The 15,934-nt window shown below is 69.1% G+C and carries 14 protein-coding genes and 2 pseudogenes; 6 read left to right on the top strand and 10 right to left on the bottom strand.

From position 1 onward, the window contains the following. Positions 1–604: 604 nt before the first annotated feature. On the top strand, positions 605–985 hold the full coding sequence (locus tag ACH4T9_RS29675; RefSeq protein ID WP_396674534.1) for a hypothetical protein: 381 nt from the start codon (positions 605–607) through the stop codon (positions 983–985). Between the two features lie 151 nt (positions 986–1,136). On the opposite strand, the gene rfbB is transcribed toward ACH4T9_RS29675, so the two are convergent. The 6 genes and pseudogenes from rfbB to ACH4T9_RS29645 form a co-directional block, all read right to left on the bottom strand. Then, positions 1,137–2,141: a dTDP-glucose 4,6-dehydratase gene (rfbB, locus tag ACH4T9_RS29670; protein ID WP_396674531.1), complete on the bottom strand. Its 1,005-nt coding sequence runs from the start codon at positions 2,139–2,141 to the stop codon at positions 1,137–1,139. Between the two features lie 155 nt (positions 2,142–2,296). Then, a pseudogene (locus ACH4T9_RS29665) lies at positions 2,297–2,723 on the bottom strand (transposase family protein); the annotation flags it as partial. A gap of 1 nt (position 2,724) precedes the next feature. Further along, entirely contained in the window at positions 2,725–3,852 is a 1,128-nt protein-coding gene (locus ACH4T9_RS29660) for a nucleotide disphospho-sugar-binding domain-containing protein (RefSeq protein WP_396674528.1), read from the bottom strand. Positions 3,853–3,882: 30 nt separating this feature from the next. After that, positions 3,883–4,950, bottom strand: a complete 1,068-nt coding sequence (locus ACH4T9_RS29655; protein ID WP_396674536.1) for a glucose-1-phosphate thymidylyltransferase — start codon at positions 4,948–4,950, stop codon at positions 3,883–3,885. 9 nt (positions 4,951–4,959) lie between these two features. Further along, positions 4,960–5,616, bottom strand: coding sequence for a nucleotide disphospho-sugar-binding domain-containing protein (locus ACH4T9_RS29650; protein WP_396674526.1), 657 nt, complete (start codon positions 5,614–5,616; stop codon positions 4,960–4,962). A 75-nt stretch (positions 5,617–5,691) separates the two neighbouring features. After that, positions 5,692–6,978, bottom strand: a complete 1,287-nt coding sequence (locus ACH4T9_RS29645; RefSeq protein WP_396674524.1) for a glycosyltransferase — start codon at positions 6,976–6,978, stop codon at positions 5,692–5,694. A 291-nt stretch (positions 6,979–7,269) separates the two neighbouring features. Here ACH4T9_RS29645 and ACH4T9_RS29640 point away from each other — a divergent pair, with 291 nt between their 5' ends. Further along, positions 7,270–8,052 (top strand): AraC family transcriptional regulator, encoded by a 783-nt coding sequence (locus ACH4T9_RS29640; RefSeq protein WP_396674522.1) that lies wholly within the window; start codon positions 7,270–7,272, stop codon positions 8,050–8,052. 54 nt (positions 8,053–8,106) lie between these two features. On the opposite strand, the gene ACH4T9_RS29635 is transcribed toward ACH4T9_RS29640, so the two are convergent. After that, positions 8,107–9,657 (bottom strand): FAD-binding oxidoreductase, encoded by a 1,551-nt coding sequence (locus ACH4T9_RS29635; RefSeq protein WP_396674520.1) that lies wholly within the window; start codon positions 9,655–9,657, stop codon positions 8,107–8,109. A 262-nt stretch (positions 9,658–9,919) separates the two neighbouring features. Further along, positions 9,920–10,162 (bottom strand): annotated as a pseudogene (locus ACH4T9_RS29630) (transposase); the annotation flags it as partial. Here ACH4T9_RS29630 and ACH4T9_RS29625 point away from each other — a divergent pair. From ACH4T9_RS29625 to ACH4T9_RS29610, 4 genes are all read left to right on the top strand, one after another. Then, positions 10,141–10,317 (top strand): hypothetical protein, encoded by a 177-nt coding sequence (locus tag ACH4T9_RS29625; RefSeq protein WP_396674538.1) that lies wholly within the window; start codon positions 10,141–10,143, stop codon positions 10,315–10,317. The pseudogene ACH4T9_RS29630 and the gene ACH4T9_RS29625 overlap by 22 nt on opposite strands. Positions 10,318–10,326: 9 nt before the next feature. Continuing rightward, positions 10,327–11,112 carry a BTAD domain-containing putative transcriptional regulator gene (locus ACH4T9_RS29620; protein ID WP_396674518.1) on the top strand — a complete coding sequence of 262 codons (786 nt, stop codon included), beginning with the start codon at positions 10,327–10,329 and terminating at the stop codon, positions 11,110–11,112. Between the two features lie 85 nt (positions 11,113–11,197). Then, positions 11,198–12,133: a putative sugar O-methyltransferase gene (locus ACH4T9_RS29615; RefSeq protein WP_396674516.1), complete on the top strand. Its 936-nt coding sequence runs from the start codon at positions 11,198–11,200 to the stop codon at positions 12,131–12,133. Further along, a complete protein-coding gene (locus ACH4T9_RS29610) occupies positions 12,130–13,119 on the top strand; it encodes an NAD-dependent epimerase/dehydratase family protein (protein WP_396674514.1) in 990 nt (329 codons plus the stop codon). Before ACH4T9_RS29615 ends, ACH4T9_RS29610 begins: the two co-directional genes overlap by 4 nt. A 7-nt stretch (positions 13,120–13,126) precedes the next feature. On the opposite strand, the gene ACH4T9_RS29605 is transcribed toward ACH4T9_RS29610, so the two are convergent. Next, positions 13,127–14,503 (bottom strand): NDP-hexose 2,3-dehydratase family protein, encoded by a 1,377-nt coding sequence (locus tag ACH4T9_RS29605; protein WP_396674512.1) that lies wholly within the window; start codon positions 14,501–14,503, stop codon positions 13,127–13,129. 105 nt (positions 14,504–14,608) lie between these two features. Next, positions 14,609–15,931, bottom strand: a complete 1,323-nt coding sequence (locus tag ACH4T9_RS29600) for an acyl-CoA dehydrogenase family protein (protein ID WP_396674510.1) — start codon at positions 15,929–15,931, stop codon at positions 14,609–14,611. Between the last annotated feature and the right edge of the window lie 3 nt (positions 15,932–15,934).

Raw genomic sequence — 15,934 nt, 5'->3', positions numbered from 1 at the left:
AACGATTCCTCACCACCTTCACCGAACAAGTCCTCCCCGACCTACGCAACCTCGGCTGACAAAACCCACAACCACCCCACCCAGCCGAACACCACAACGAACATAGACGCAGGGCCAAACCGTTACGATCGGGCCGTGGCGCTTGGAACTCGCTGACCGTGATCGCGGGGTGGGGTCGGCGCTGGGATCCGCAGGAGTCGGCCCGCCTGGGCAACCCGTTCACCGGCCAGTACCGGGTCCCGGATGAACGGACCCTTCGTGATGCCTACGGCAGGATCGAACCGGCCGTGCTGACCACCGCCAGTACGGGCACCTGGCCGCGGACCCGATCCGGACCCACGGCGGTGACACCGGATGGTGTGCCTGAGCGGGAACAGCGTCGCACTCACCGCGCCGGCACTACTGACCTGCCGCGCCGCCATCGCCGTGGACGGCAAGCGTCTACGCGCAGCGGGACGCCCCGACGGCAGCCGCGTGTTCATCCTCTCCGCCGTGCGTCACGTCGCGGTCACCCTCGCCGCCCGGGATCGGCGCGAAGGCCAACGGGATCGTTGGGTTCGCGCCCCTGCTGGACCAGATCGCCGACATCAACCTGACCGACACGGTGATCACCGCCGACGCCATGCGCGCACAACGCGCCTACGCTGCCTACCTCGTGGAGCAGCGCCGCGCCCATTATCTGTTCACCATCAAGGACAACCAGCCCATCCTCGCCACCCAGCTCCGGCGTCCGCCCTGGAAGCATGGGCCGGTCCTGCACCGCCAGCCTGACGAGGCCGCGCCCACATCAACCCCGCCGCCGCCTCACCCTGCCCTGTCGATGGGGAACATCTTGAGGTCGCTGGCTTCGAACTCCTGGGGCGGGCGAAGACGTCAGATGCTCCGGACCGCGCGTGCGTCGGTCCGCTGTGGCTTGCCCATCGGACTGTTGATGATCAGATGCCAATCGCCGTTCACGTTCATCGCAATCTGCGTCACGGTGTGAGTCCCGGCCCGTCGGCGTCACTCGGCGCGGGTGGTCATCGCGGTTGCCCGCCGCCATCGTCGCCGTCCCGGCCGAAGCGGGCGTTAGCGACCGTTTTCCAGCGGCCCGGGCAGCGCTTCCGCCACGCCCGCCGGCCGAGCGGACGCGGATGTCACTCGACCGCCGGCAACGGCTCCGAGCCGGCCGTACGCATCTGAACGGCTTTCCACCAGGCCGGATTGTCCCGATACCAGTCGACCGTGTCCGCCAGCCCTTGCTCGAACTCCACCCGCGGCGTGTAGCCCAGCTCGTCGCGAATCTTGGTCTCGTCGATCGAGTAGCGCAGATCGTGCCCTTTACGGTCCGGAACCCGGCGAACCATCGACCAGTCGGTGCCGGTCAGCTCCAGCAACCGCTCGGTGATCGCCAGGTTCGTCTGCTCGTTGCCCCCACCGACGTTGTAGACCTCACCCGCCCGGCCTCGGGTGAGCACGAGCTGGATGGCCCGGCAATGGTCGTCGACGTGCAGCCACTCCCGGACGTTGCGGCCGTCGCCGTACAGCGGAACCGGCCTGCCCTCGATCAGGCTGGTGGCGAACAGCGGGATGAGCTTCTCCGGGTGCTGACGCGGGCCGAAGTTGTTGGAGCATCGGGTGATACAGACCTCGAGGCGGTGCGTACGCCAGTACGCCCGAGCCATCAGGTCGGACGCCGCCTTGGACGCGGCATACGGGGAGTTGGGTAGCAGCGGCCACTCCTCGGTCCACGAGCCCTCGCTGATCGAGCCGTACACCTCGTCGGTCGACACGTGCACGACCCGGCCCACGCCGGCGCGACGGCACGCCTCGAGCACGCTCTGGGTGCCACAGACATTGGTCCGGACGAACTCCGACGCCGATGCGAGCGAACGGTCGACATGTGTCTCAGCGGCGAAATGGACCACCGCGTCATGCCCCTGGAGAAGCTCTGCCAGCAGGGGGCTGTCGCAGATGTCGCCCTCCACGAACTGCAGCCGGGGGTGATGGGCCGGCAGATTGTCGCGGTTTCCGGCATAGGTCAGCTTGTCCACGACCGTTACCCGGGCATCCTCATACCCGGCGTCGTAGGCACCGTCGAGCAGCGAACGGACATAGTGGGAGCCGATGAAGCCCGCACCTCCGGTGACGAGAATCCTCATCTCAGCACCCCATGACCAACCTGCATTGAAGTCCCTTTCTCCGCGTGGAGCCCCTGAATCGTCCATGGTGAGCCGGACCGGTCGTCCCCGCCGGGGGGAGGAGCCGGACGCCGCAGACGTCGCGGTGATATCGCTTCGACCGCAGACTGAATGCCTTCGACGTGGTGCGGGACGAGGATGGCCTGCACGATCGCGGTGGCGCGGCGTGGGCAGCAGCGCGGTTTGGCCAGGATCTTCCATGTCGTGAGCGTGGCGATGGCGCGTTCGCCACGGGCGCGGATTCTCGCGTGCGCGCGGTTGACCGCCTTCTGTCGGCGTGACAGCTTCGGCCGGAAAGCGGCGCCGCTTGAACGGCGTGCGCAGGCTGCCCCGAGCGCCCTGGTAGCCCTTGTCGGCGAAGGTCGTCACGTCCGCGCTGGTCAGCGCGTCGATGATGCCGTGGATGCGGGCGGCGGTGAGGTCGTGCGCGGAGCCCGGCAGTGCCGGTGAGACCCACACGAGCCGGCCGGCGGCGTCGACGATGACCTGCACGTTCACGTCATGCCTCTTGTGCTTGCCTGAGTAGTACGGCCTCTGGTCTGCGTCACAGATCGGTGAGGCGTTCGACGACGGCCGAAGGGAGCGGCAGCAGGGCCATCTCCCGGGCCAGGGTGGCTGCCGTGTCGATGTGCTTCTCGTCCTCCAGGAGCCGGGCGCAGCTGTGCACCACGGCTCCCGGCGTGGTCTCCGGCGGGGACAGCATGAGACCGGCGCCCGACTCGGCAATCATCATGCCGTTGTCGAACTGGTCGTCGAACCACGGCAGGACCAGCTGAGGAAGCCCCGCCGCGACGGCGGTCAGGGCCGTGCCCTGCCCGCCGTGATGGATGATCGCCGCGCAGGAGGGCAGCACATTGCCGAGGGGGATGCGGCCGGCGTGCAGCACGGCGGGTGGCAGCCGGCGCCAGCGTGCGGCGATGTCGTCGTCGACGGCCACCACGAGTTCCACATCCAGCGCCGCCAGGTGGTCCAGCATGGTGAGCATGAAGTCGGAAGCATCGTTGCCCGCGGCCCGGGGCACGACGGTGCCGAGCGTCACGCAGATCCTCGGTCGGTCGGGGGTGCGGAACGCCCAGTCCGGAATGGGAGCCTCCCCGCTGGAGGCGACGTGACGCAGCCCCAGGTATTCGGACGCGTGCGGCAACCGGAGGCTGACCGGCCACGGGTTGAGAACCTGGTGCGGGGCAGGGATCCCGGCGAATCCCATGTCGTGCAGCTCGGCCGAGAACTCCTCCGCACCGGCGTCCCGGTATTCGTACAGTTGGGACACCGACCAGTGATACTGCACCCAGGGGATGCCCGCAGCCAAGGCGGCGAGCGGACCGGCGAACTCGGCGCGCTCGCTGACGACCAGTTGGGGGTGCCACGAGTCGACGAGGCTCCGGGTTCCCGCGAAGTTCTGCCGGGCGATGCGGGCGAACGTACGCCCGTGGGTGTGACGCCGGTCGATCACCGCGTCCGGGTCCGAGGGCCGTCCGGTTCGGCCGATCTCCGTGAGATCCGCTGCCGGGCCGGTCGCCGCGACCGGCAGGCCCGAGCGCAGCGCGGGGTCCACGAAGTTGTCCGAGGTGCTGACGAGCACCTCATGACCCGCGATCCGGAACGCCCAGGCCAGCGGCACCAGCGGGAAGAAGTGCCCGGTGAGCGGCGTCGTGGTGAAAAGAACACGCATGTCGTCGTCCTCCTCGGCGTCGATCGGCGATCAGGCGGAGACCTCGACGTGACTGTCGTCGCCGATCAACAGGCGGTGGGCCGCCGCGTCCTTTCGTGCGCGACGGACCTGACCCCCTTTGCCGATGATCGAACCAGCGAGGGCGCTGACATCGAACACGGACGCGTCGTCCAGCAGAATGGAGTACTCGACGTCCGCCGCGCGTAGCTGGCACCCTCGGCCGATGGAGGTGAACGGCCCCACCCGGCTGTCCTCGATGACGCTACCGGCGCCGATGATCGCCGGGCCGATGATCGTCGATCGCCGCACGACCGCCCCCGCTTCGACGATGACGGGACCGGAGATCTGCGACCGGTGGTCCACCAGCCCGTGAGTCGCGGGCGCGATGGCCTCCAGGAGAACGCGATTGCACTCCAGGAGGTCGCCCAGGGTGCCGGTGTCCGCCCAGTGACCGGGGAACAGCTGCGCGGTCACGCGGCGCCGACGCTCGATCAGAAACTGGATGGCGTCGGTGATCTCCAGCTCGCCACGTCCGCTCGGCTCGATGCTGCGGACCGCCTCGTGGATCTCCGGTGTGAAGAAGTAGGCTCCGGTCACCGCGAGGTCGCTGTTCGGGTGTGCCGGTTTCTCCTGCAGCCGCGTGACCCTGCCCGCGCCGTCCAGCTCGGCGATACCGTACTGCGACGGATTCGCGACCTTCGTCACGACCAGATGCGCGGCCGGCCGGGTCCGCCGGAATTCGGAAGCGGCGGAGCCGATGCCGCCGACGAAGATGTTGTCACCGAGATACATCACGAAGTCGTCGGCGTCGAGGAAATCCCGGGCGATGAGCACGCAATGCGCCAAGCCGCGCGGCTCGCTCTGCACGATGTACTCGACCGAAATATCCAGGTAGGACGCGTTACCGACGGCCTCGGCTATCGCTTTGCCCGAGTCGCCGACGATGATGCCGACATCAGTGATGCCAGCCGCGGTGATCGCCTCGAGGGCATGCAGGAGAACGGGCTTGCCTGCCACCGGCACCAGCTGTTTAGGACTGTTGTGAGTGAACGGACGCAACCGGGTGCCAGCGCCGCCGGACAACACGAGAGCCTTCACCATGACCTCTCAGACCAACTCTTCGAGCGTTTTGACCTCGGACGGGGAAGGTGCCGCGAGCATCTCCTGGCGTAGCGACTCGGCCGACTTCCTCATCGTCGTGTCCGACAGGGCCCGGGTCGGTGCGGCGCTGAGGTAAGCCGTTTCGGCAGCCGCCAGCGGCACGTGCGTTCCGGCCCCTGAGTCGGCCACGAGCTGGGCGATCTCGGCGCGGTCCATGGAGATCGGGACAATCACCTGAGGCACACCGGCGGACGCCGCGGTCCGCATCGTTTCCGAGCTGCCGTGGTGCACGATCGCGTCGCACGTCGGCGGCAGCGTGTGCAACGGCAGCCCGACCTTGATCCGGGCGTTCGGTGAGGTCGCCGTCACGGGCTCCCGGTCGGCGGCGCTCACGGCGACCACCACCTCGGCGTCGATCCCCTCCAACGCGGTCAGGATCTCCGGTACCAGGAAATTACGGCTCCCCACCATTTCGGTGTGCGTGGCTCCCCAGGTCAATTTCTCTGTGCAGGGTATCGGGTGTGCACCGTTCTGCCCATTCGGTGAACAGACAGGCGGAGGTATCTGCCAACCGATCTGTTCCGCAGCGGCGGAGACGTGTGCCTCATTGCCCGCTGCGACAGCGACCAGACGCTCAACGGCCTTGAAGTGCTCGGAGTTCATTACGACGCCTTTTCGGTGGGCAGCGGTAGCTCCGGTAAGGACGGGAGGTCATGTCAAGCCGGATCCCGGACCGGATCAACAGAACTCGGGAAGCCGGGCCGCGACTTCCGTGGGGCTTGGCATGGCGGCGATCTCCTCGGCGATGGCCTTGGCCGCCTGTCTGGCATCGGGATCGGTCAGCAGTCCGCCGGCTGCCTCGGTGACGGCTGCGGCGGAGACGACATCAGCGCGGCGAAGGTCTTCCCCCCGTTCAACTCCCTCGGGCAGTAACCGCCTCCCGGCGCCGGCGGCGGACACCGCGCCGGCGTTGAGGAAGCCGTCGAACCCGACGGGCAGGAACAGCTGTGGTACCCCGGCACCGGCCGCGCCGAGGGTGGCCCCGGAGCCGCCGTGGTGCACGGCGAGATCGACCAGCGGCAGCAGTTCCGCCTGCGGCAACCAGCGCTCGAGGTGCACGTTACCGGGCAGCACACCGAACTCGGCCACCGAAATGTTCGGCCCGGCTGCCACCACCACCTCGACGTCCAATGCCGACAACCCATCGATACCAGCGCGCAGGGCAGGGGCCGTGCCGACCACGGTACCCAGCGTCAGGTAGACCAGCGGTCGTTTCCGCTCGGCCAGGACGATCTGTGGTAGCTCGCCGGATTCGCTGAATGGCACCGGGCGCAGCGACATCCGTTCCGGATGATCCAAGAACGAGGTTTCCTGCAGCGAGGGCGGATAGATGTCCAGGTATCGGTCACCCAGGAGGTACTGCCCCTCAGGCAGCTCCACACCGATCTCGGCTGCGACCGTACGGAGGAGCTCCATGCCTCGCTGCTGCGACCGGTCTCCTCGGTCGACCGCCTCCGCTCGGGCGTGGGAATGGCATACGGCGGGAATGCCCAGGCTGTGCGCCGCGAGCCCGGCTCCCGGGTTGCCCGCTTCGTACACCACCAGGTCGGGCCGCTCCGCCCGCAGCACGGGCAGCAGGTCGGCTGCGAACCTGCGGGGTATCAGTTCGCTGAACACCCGGACTGCGGGATCGAGCCATTCCTGCCATGTCATTTCCCCGATCTTCCCGGGTGTCTCCGCGAAAACAGTGCCGAAGGCCTCCCGGATCGGCATTCCGACCGGCACAGTACGGAATCCAAGCCCTAGTAACAACGGGTGAAATCTGTCGCCAGTGGCATAAATGACGTCATGGCCGACCTTCCGGGCAGCGATGGCCAGCGGCAGCAACGGGTAGGCGTGACCATAACCTGAAAGACTGGAAAAAACAATCTTCATTTCCCGGTCTTGCCTTCCTGTCTGAAAAAATGATGACAGTGGTCGAGCGAGATAAAGCTCAGGATAACCAGCGGGTGCCGCGGTCTCCATCCCTCACATTGACTGCAGGTGGGTACCGCGAATGAGGCGGCCGGACATCTCCCGGGAAGGCCGAATCGCGTCAGGCCGCCGGGCGCAGCGGCCAGCGGCTGACTCGGGCGGGGAAGGCGTTGCCGCCCCTGGCCATGAGGTCCCATCGGCGGACGAGATCATCGAGCCCTCGGACACCCGGCTGCGGGTCGCCGACCTGATCCGGCGGGCACCCGCCGCGCCGACCGGCATGGCAACATTCCGCTCTAGGACACCAACGGCGCCGGCAGCGCGGTGGAAGACGGGGGCCCGGTGAGCGACTCGAGCGAGCGCGCGGTTCTGCGGGCCGTCGTGCTGATGCGCGACCATCTGGGTGAGCCGTTGACGATGGACGACCTGGCGCGCTCGGTGATGTTCAGCCGGTTCCACTTCACCCGGGTCTTTCAGCGAGTCACCGGCATGGCACCGAGCCGATTTCTCTCGGCGATGCGCCTGCACCGCGCGAAACAGCTTCTGACCACGACGGAACTCACCATCGCGCACATCTGTGCCCACGTCGGCTACAGCAGCGTCGGCACCTTCAGCTCGCGGTTCTCGCGCCGGGTCGGCATGTCGCCCACCCGCTTCCGGAGCCTCGCCCGGCACGGCGCGATCGAGCCGGGCCGGGCGACCTCGCGGCCGTCGCAGGCCCGGATATCCGGCCAGGTGTGGACGCGCGACAACGTCCCGCGGCTCATCTATGTCGGCCTCTTCGCCGAGCGTGCTCAGCAAGGACGCCCGGCTCGTTGTACGGTGCCCGACGGCTCCGGCCGTTACGAGCTCGACGCCGTACCTGCGGGCACGTGGAGCCTCGTCGTCCAGGCTGTCCCGTCCAGCCAGGTCCGGTGCGACGGTTCCGCAGCCACGTACGTCTGCACCCGGAGCCCGATCACGGTGAGCCGGGGCATCGAGATCAAGACGAACCTGGAGCTCAAGCCGGCCCGCGCCCTTGATCCGCCGCTGCACCGTGCCCTGGTGGAGGTTCGCAAGCATGCGCTCAGCGCCCTCACCGTCGAGCTCACGGGTTCCGAACCACCGCCTGCCGCTCGTTGCTGAGTCCGGCTCGGCCGGCCGGCGAGGCCCGCCGGCCGGCCTGGCTCAGACCGAGGGTCAGCCGATGCTGCGGGCGAAGCGGAAGAACCCGTGCGGATCGTAGGCCCGCTTGACGCGCACCAGCCGGGGGTAGTTCTCGGCGTAATAGGCGGTCCGCCAGTCATTCAGCGCCGGGTCCATGTAGTTCTGGTAGCTCTCGCGCAGGGAATGCCGGTCGAGCACCGCGAAACCGTCCGCGAGCCAACTCTCGCACGCCGCCGTGTCCTCGCCGGTGTAGGTGGGGTTGAGTATCTGCGCGGTGAGGCCGGCCAGCATCTTGGTGGTCCGGTGCACGTAGGCGGTGTCCGTGCGGGCCCGCTCGTTCGCGGCGCCCCCGAGGGCCTCGAAGTACAGCATGCGGTCCTGCCCGTTCCGAGAATGCGCCGGATCGACCAGGACCGACAGGAGGTCCTCGACGTCGGCGCGAGGCACCGCTGAGCCAAACATCCGGCACCGGGTGCGGTAGTAGTTGTAACGAGGCTTCAGCGCTTCGGGATTGGTGCCGACACGGTGGCACTGCGCGGTGGTGAGATCCGCGCAGCCATAGATCTGCATCGTGAGGTCGTGAACCGACTTCTCCAGGACGGACCGGTTGAGCGGCGCCACGCCGGTCATTCCCACCAGTTCGTCGATGCGGCGGTTGAGTTCATCCATGGTGCCGTACCAGGCGCCCGAGACGACCACCAGCGTGCCGGGTGAGGGCAGGTTCGTGGTGCGGGCCAGCAGGACCGAGGAAAGATCGTTGGGTGACGCCAGCACCCACTGCTGCCAGTTCTCGATCAGCGCGGCCGCGTCACTCTCCAACCACATCAGCCTGTAACCAACCAGGGTGCTGCGCCGCACCGGTTCAAGCGTGTAGCTGGTGACGACGCCATAGTTGCCGCCGCCGTTGCCGCGCAGCGCCCAGTACAGATCCGGATTCTCCCGGGCCGAAGCCCGCACGAGGCGCCGGTCCGCCAGCACCACGTCGGCCGAGACCAGCCGGTCGCAGGCCATGCCGTACTTGCGAGTCTGGTGACCGATACCACCGCCCTGGATGAAACCGCCGGCGCCCACCGTGGGGCAGAGGCCACTGGCCAGGGCCAGCCCGTGCGGGGTCAGTGCGGCCAGCGCATCGACCTGCTGGGTGCCCGCGCCGATCGTGGCGTGCGTTCCGTTGGTGGTGACCTGGTTCAGCCGGGAGACGTCCAGGATCATGCCGGTTGTCGTCGAATAGCCACCGAAGCTGTGCCCCCCGCTGCGGGGAACGGTGTGCACCGCGTTGTCCTGGGCGAACGCTATGACGGTCTGGACGTCCCTTGTGCTCTGGCAGTAGGCGACGGCCATGGGATTGATGTTGTCGAACTGGCCGAGTGACTGCTCGTGGGCCTGCCCGTAGCGCGAATCCGACGGCAGAATGAGGTCACCGTCGAGGTGACAGCTCAGCGAGTTCCAGTTGACCGTGCCGCGGCCCCGGCGGACAGTGCTGCCGGCGGCGGTTCCGGTCGGCCCGGAGACGCCCGTCACCGCACCGACCGCCGATGCGGCGGTGAGGCCCAGGACAGCACGACGAGTGAAGTTTCCTGTCACAGCGATTCCCCCGAACGAGTAGAACGTTGCTGCGATTCTCATCGATCGCCGCGGGGCGCGCATCTTCCGGTGTGCCGTACTCACCGCCCTCGACCGGATTCCCAGACGGACACCAGCGGCGCGCGAGCGCGGCCCGGCACCCTGGCTCCCGCGGCGCGAAAGGGGTTGAGCAGGCAGGTACGTGAGCCGACGCCTTTGAGGTCGCCCCCGATATCCAGGCCGACGAGCGGGTTATGTTCGTCGCGCCGCACTAACTTGATCTTTAACCCGGGCGGCGTGGACGGGGATTGGCAGCCTTCGTATTTATTTGCGGACGGTGTCATGGCGTTCGTGGTGGCTGCGGTGTGGACGTCGTAGCGCGGGTTGGGTGGTGGTTGCGGCGACCGGGTGGCCGCCCTGGTCCTGGCCGGGAGGGTCTGGGTGCACCGGCGGGGCAGGTGGCTCTCGCGCGCAGGTGCCGAAACCCGCGGCGGACGCGGGCGGGTGACAGACGCTGTTGTGGTGCGGATGATCGAGGGCCGGCATGATCGGCGACGGCGGCTACCAGGGCACCGGCCCGTTCACCCCGCACAAGAAGCCACCCGGCGGGTGCTGACCACCAAGCAGAAGACGTACAACTACTCACTCGACCGGCTGCCCGCCCCGCTGCGGCGGGTGTAAGAAATAGCAATGAAATTCCGAGTACTCGGTCCGTTCGAGGGTTCGATGCAGGGCAAGCCGAGCACACCCAGCGCGACCCGGGTGCGCTGGACGCTTGCCCTGCTGCTGCTGCGGGCCAACCAGGTGGTCGATCGGGGCTGCATCATCCAGGAGCTGTGGGGGGAGAACCCACCGCGCAGCGCTGTGACCACGACGCAGACCTATATCTATAAGCTGCGCAAGAAGTACCAGTGGTTCGCCGACCGGCTCGGTGAGGGCGAGTTCATCGAAACCCGCCCGCCGGGTTACCTGTTGCGGTGCGACGAATCGGAGATCGACGCTTTCGCCTTCGAGCGGCTGAGCGCGGAAGGCACCGCCGCCTTCGCCGCGGGCGACGCGGAGCGGGCGGCCCGCCGCCTGAGGCAGGCGCTCGCGCTGTGGCGCGGCCCGGTGCTCGCCGACATCACCACGGGCCCGGTGCTGACCCCGTACATCCGGCAGCTCGAGGAGGTGCGCAGACGGACGATCCGCACTCGCATCCTTGCCGACCTGCGACTCGGCCGGCACCACGAGCTCATCCCCGAGCTGCGGTTCGCCGCGCTGGAGAATCCGTTCGACGAGTGGCTCCACGAGCAGCTGATGATCGTCCTGAGCGAGGCGGGCCGGCGTGCGGAAGCCCTGGACGCCTACCGCGAGCTGCAGCGCACGTTGGACCAGAACCTGGGCATCGAACCGTCGCACACACTCCGGCAACTGCAGCACGACGTGCTCGTGGGCGCCGCGCGCCGCCCGGATCGGGCGGAGGAGGTGGCATGACCGACCGCACCGAGCGGCCCTCGGCCGCGCCGGACGACGACACGACAGGAGAGGGCCAGAAGGGCATGCCAAAGGGGGCGCAGTCATGACCGAGCAGGTGCAGCCGGTGCACCGGCGATACGGCCCGAGCGCGCAGTGGTTGCACATCAACGAGGCGCACATCACCGAGGAGGCCGTGGCCGACCTCGCCGGGTTCAAGTCGAACGGGGTCAACTTCAAGCTGGCGCTGTGGAACCCGCGGCCCAACGGCGTGCGGTACCTGAAGGCGCTCACCTTCGCCCTGGGCATGCAGCTCAGCCCCGCGAACAGGGAGAGGCTGCACCGCACGCGCAACCGCGAGGTCGGCGACCCCTACTCAGTGCGTTGCAACGGCGAATCAGTATGCCTCGACTACTTGCAGGCGGTGCACGAGGTCGAGTTCATGGCGGCGAACCTGCCCCTCGACGGCGCCCGGATTGTGGAGATCGGCGCAGGCTACGGCCGGACCTGCCACACCCTCCTGTCCAACCACGAGGTCGCCGGATACACGATCGTCGACCTGCCGAACACGCTGGCGCTGTCGCGCCGGTACCTGCGGACCGTGCTGGAGCCGGAGCAGTTCGCGAAGATCCGTTTCGTGGGCATCGACGAGGTGGACGAGCAGGTGCGCGGTGCCCGCTTCGATCTGTGCGTGAACGTCGACTCGTTCGCCGAGATGGACCCCGACACCGTGCGGGACTACCTCGCGCTCATCGACGCGACCTGCGCGCACTTCTATGTCAACAACCCGGTCGGCAAGTACCTCGACAAGGTGCTGGACGGCCACTCGCAGGGCGCCGCGGTTGTGGAGTTGGCGCTGAACAGCGGGCTGCTGCGCGACGTCATCGACATCCACGACAGCGAGGCGGTGCTGGAGAAGGTGCCCGCTTTCGTGTCCGCGTACCGGCCCGGCGAGCGGTGGCAGTGCGTGGCGCGGGAACGCGCGGTGTCGTGGAGCTACTACTGGCAGGCCCTGTACCGCGCCGACCCGGTGCTGCGGTGAACGCCGCCGGTGCCGGCGGGGACCGTCCGCTGATCGCGGTGCTGGGTGGTTCGGGCTTCGTCGGCGCCGCGGTCGTCGAAGCCCTCGCCCGGCGGCCGATCCGGCTACGCACAGTCGGCCGCCGGCCGCAGCCGGTGCCGACCGACGCCGTGGCCGAGGTCGAGGTGCTGTGCGCCGATCTCACGGCTCGCGCGGGGCTCGAAGCCGCGGTGGCCGGCGCGGACACGGTGGTCCATCTGCTGATGCACACCGCCGGCTGGCGTGAGGCCGCCGGCAACCCGGCCGCCGAACGGGTGAACGTCGGCGTGATGCGCGATCTCGTCGAACTGCTCGGGGAGATCCGGCGGCCGCCCGCGGTCGTGTTCGCGGGCTCCACCTCGCAGGCCGGCCTGCCGGAGCGGATGCCCCTCGACGGCAGCGAACCCGACCGGCCCACGACCGCCTACGACCGGCAGAAGCACACAGCGGAGCAGGTGCTCAAGGCGGCCACCGCCGCCAGGCTGGTCCGCGGCGTGTCCTTGCGGCTGCCCACCGTGTACGGGGACAGCCCCCGGGGGCGGCTGAACGGCCACGGCGTGGTCTCCACCATGGTGCGCAAGGCCTTCGCCGGCGAGGAGCTCACCCTGTGGAACGACGGCACGGTCGAGCGCGACCTGCTGTACGTGCACGACGCCGCGGACGGCTTCCTCGCCGGGATCGACCACGCGGACGTGCTCGCGGGCCGGCACTGGGTGCTCGGCACCGGGCGCGGCGTGCCCCTGGGCGACGTGCTGCGGACGATCGCCGATCTGGTCGGCGCCCGCCTGGGCCGGCCGCCGGTGCCCGTCGTCTGCGTACCGCCGCCCGATCTCGCCGCGGCCACCGACATGAACAACGTCGCGATCGACTCGTCGCGGTTCCGGGCGGTCACCGGCTGGCGCCCCCGGGTGCCGTTGCACACCGCGCTGCGGCGTTGCGTCGACGCTTTCGCCGAGAACGCCGGATAGCGCCGACCTACAGTAGCCCGTTCAGCGAGCCGACGACCGCGAGCAGCATTCGCGCCTGTATGTTGAGGTAGTGCCCATGCCGGGCCAGCGAATTCAGCTGGCCGGGGGTCACCCAGGCGAACCCGGACGGGGGCTCGGTGCCCGCCTCGGCCTCGCCGGCCTCCACGAGCAGGTAGCGGCTGACGGCGTTGAGGAAACGGCCCCCCTCGTCGGAGTGCACCGCGGCGTATTTGATCCGGTCCGCCCCGGCACGGCGCACCAGGTCGAGGAACGGTGGCCGCTCCCGCTCCGGCAGGTGGGCGTAGTTCTCCGGGGTGCACTGCACCGTCGGCCCGAGTTCGACGGTGTCGAGGAGACCACCCTCGGCCCGGGCATGGACCAGCAGGTGCGGCACCCCGCCGAAGCGGCGGACCAGGAACGCGCAGAGACCCACGCCGACCGGCTCGAACAGCGGCTGCATCCACGAGGTCACCTCGCGGTTCCCGGCCTCGACGGACACTCCCCCGACCCGGAAGTACCGGTTCCCGACGTGCTGGATGTTGTCGTCGGTGCGCACCCAGTCGCTCACCTCGGCGAGCGGGATGCGCCGGGCCCGCACGTCGTGCCGGGTCCGCTCGTTGGTGAACCACGACAGCACATCCGTGTCGGAGCGCACCGCGCCCGCCTCCGCGGGAGCCGTCGGGGCGCAGGCAAGGACGCTGCGTGCGTCCATGTTCACGACGTTGTCGCGGTGCAGCAGCTTGCCGATCTGCCCCAGGGTGAGCCAGCAGAAGTCGTCGTCCGGCGGCACGTCGTCGAAGGTCTCGATGATCATGTTGCGGTTGGACTTGCACAGGAACCGGGAGCCGTGCTCCGACTGGAGCACGTCGGCGAGCACCCGGCCCCGGCCAGGCCGGGTGAAGTACTCGACGTACCGCACGCCGGCACCCCGATGCACGCCGGTGTAGTTGCTGTGCGTGGCCTGCACGGTCGGCGAGAGCTGCAACAGGCCAGGATTGCCCGGCTCCATCTTGGCCTGCATCAGAAAGTGCAGTACGCCGTCGAACTCCTTGGCCAGGATGCCGAGGATCCCCACCTCGGGCTGCACGATGATCGGCTGCTGCCACTCGCGACCGTCGATCACGACGTGCAGCCCCTCCACGCTGAAGAACCGCCCGCTGCGGTGCACGAGGTTGCCGCTGTCCGGATCGAACGACCAGCCCTTGATCTTCGCGAGCGGCACCCGCTCGACGGTGAAGCGGTGCGCCTGGCGGCGCCCGGCGAGCCACGCGTCGAAGTCCTCGGTCCGCATGCCCGTGCCGGTCGCGACGGCCTGCCGGGAACGCGCGAGCCGTGCGGGCAGCCGGGTGTCGTCCCGCTCCGCGAGCCGCGACGCGATCATCATCCTGGATCCCTTCGAGACGAGGTCGGGCACCGGACTGCGCAAAGCGCGGTGACGCCGGCCGTCAAACGGTGAGCCGGGCCACGGCCGAGTCGATACGTCGGCCCGTCACCGGCCGTCCGCCGGCCGGGTGGCCCGTACGCTCACGTAGTTGTTGTCCCTTTCCAGGCCCAGCACCTGCGCGCTCAGGTAGTCGACCCCGTCGGCGTACGTGTACGGCTGCATGAACCGGCCGGCGCGCACGTCCCGATACAGCCGGGCCAGCGGGTGCTCCGCCACGTACGTGGCCCCGCCCACCACGGTGAGGCAGTCATCGACCACCGCGGCCGCCAGTTGGTTGACCATGACCTTGGCGCACTGGAACGGGGTCATCATCCGCCGGCCGCGCTCATCCGGATCCATGTCGTGACGTGGTGACAGTTCGTCGGCGTTGACGAGCGCGGCCGACGCGGTGGCCCGCAGTGCGTACAGCCGCGCCTCGATCTCGGCGACCAGGGTGCGCGAGGCCGCGGGCGGTGTGGCCGACCGCCGCGCGACCGCCTCCACCGCGAGGTCGCGGGCGGCCTGGGCGACGCCGGCGTAGATGCCGAGCATGGCGATGGAACTGATCGCCTGCCCGGCGAGGACCGCGTCGCTGTGCGCGCCGACGCTGCCACGCGCCAGCACGTCGTCCGCGGGCACCGGGCAGTTGTCGAACGCCACGTCGAGCGTGCCGGACGCGCGCATGCCCAGGCCGCTCCATCCGTCGACGATGGAGAGTCCCGGGGCGTCCCGGGCCACGATAGGGGCGTGCAGCAGCGTTGATCCCCCGGCGACCGGCACCTGGGCCGAGACGACGAAGTGCGTCGCGATCGGCGCCATCGTCACCAGCGTCTTGCGGCCGGACAGCAGCCAACCACCGGCACCGTCGGGGCGCAGCTGGGTGACCTCTCGCCCGTGGTCCTTCACCGCGCCGCATATCACCGCCTCGCCGCGGGCCATCGCGCGCAGCAGCCGCTCGGCCAGTGCCTGCGTGGGCGGCGGGCCGTGCCGCCACTCGTACGTCAGGGTGATCCCCCGGCTGAACTGGGCGTGCAGGGCCAGCGCGGTCGAGGCGTCCGCCTCGGCGACCCGCAGAAGCGCGACCGCCACGTCGTGGAGCCGGCTGACACCCATCCCGCCCAGCTCGGCGGGCACGGTCGCGCCCAGCACGCCGTCACGCGCGAAGCCGCGGAACGTCTCGGCGGGGAACGTGCCGTCCCGGTCGTTCGGCGCCGCCGCGGCCCGTATCCGGGGCAGGTGCCGAGCCAGGAGGGTCAGCAACTCTCGACCTGGCGCGGTGATCGCGGTAGCCAGGTCGCCGGGTGGCACCGCCGGCTGCGGCGTGTCCCGTTCCGGCTCCATCAACGCGGCACCGACGTGGGACGGTGACGCGGTGTCCTGTTCCTGCATAGC

The organism is Micromonospora sp. NPDC020750 (assembly GCF_044334565.1).
Classification (GTDB): Bacteria; Actinomycetota; Actinomycetes; order Mycobacteriales; family Micromonosporaceae; genus Micromonospora.
The sequence above is the reverse complement of the archived record's forward strand: the minus strand, read 5'-3'. Positions and strand labels throughout refer to the sequence as shown.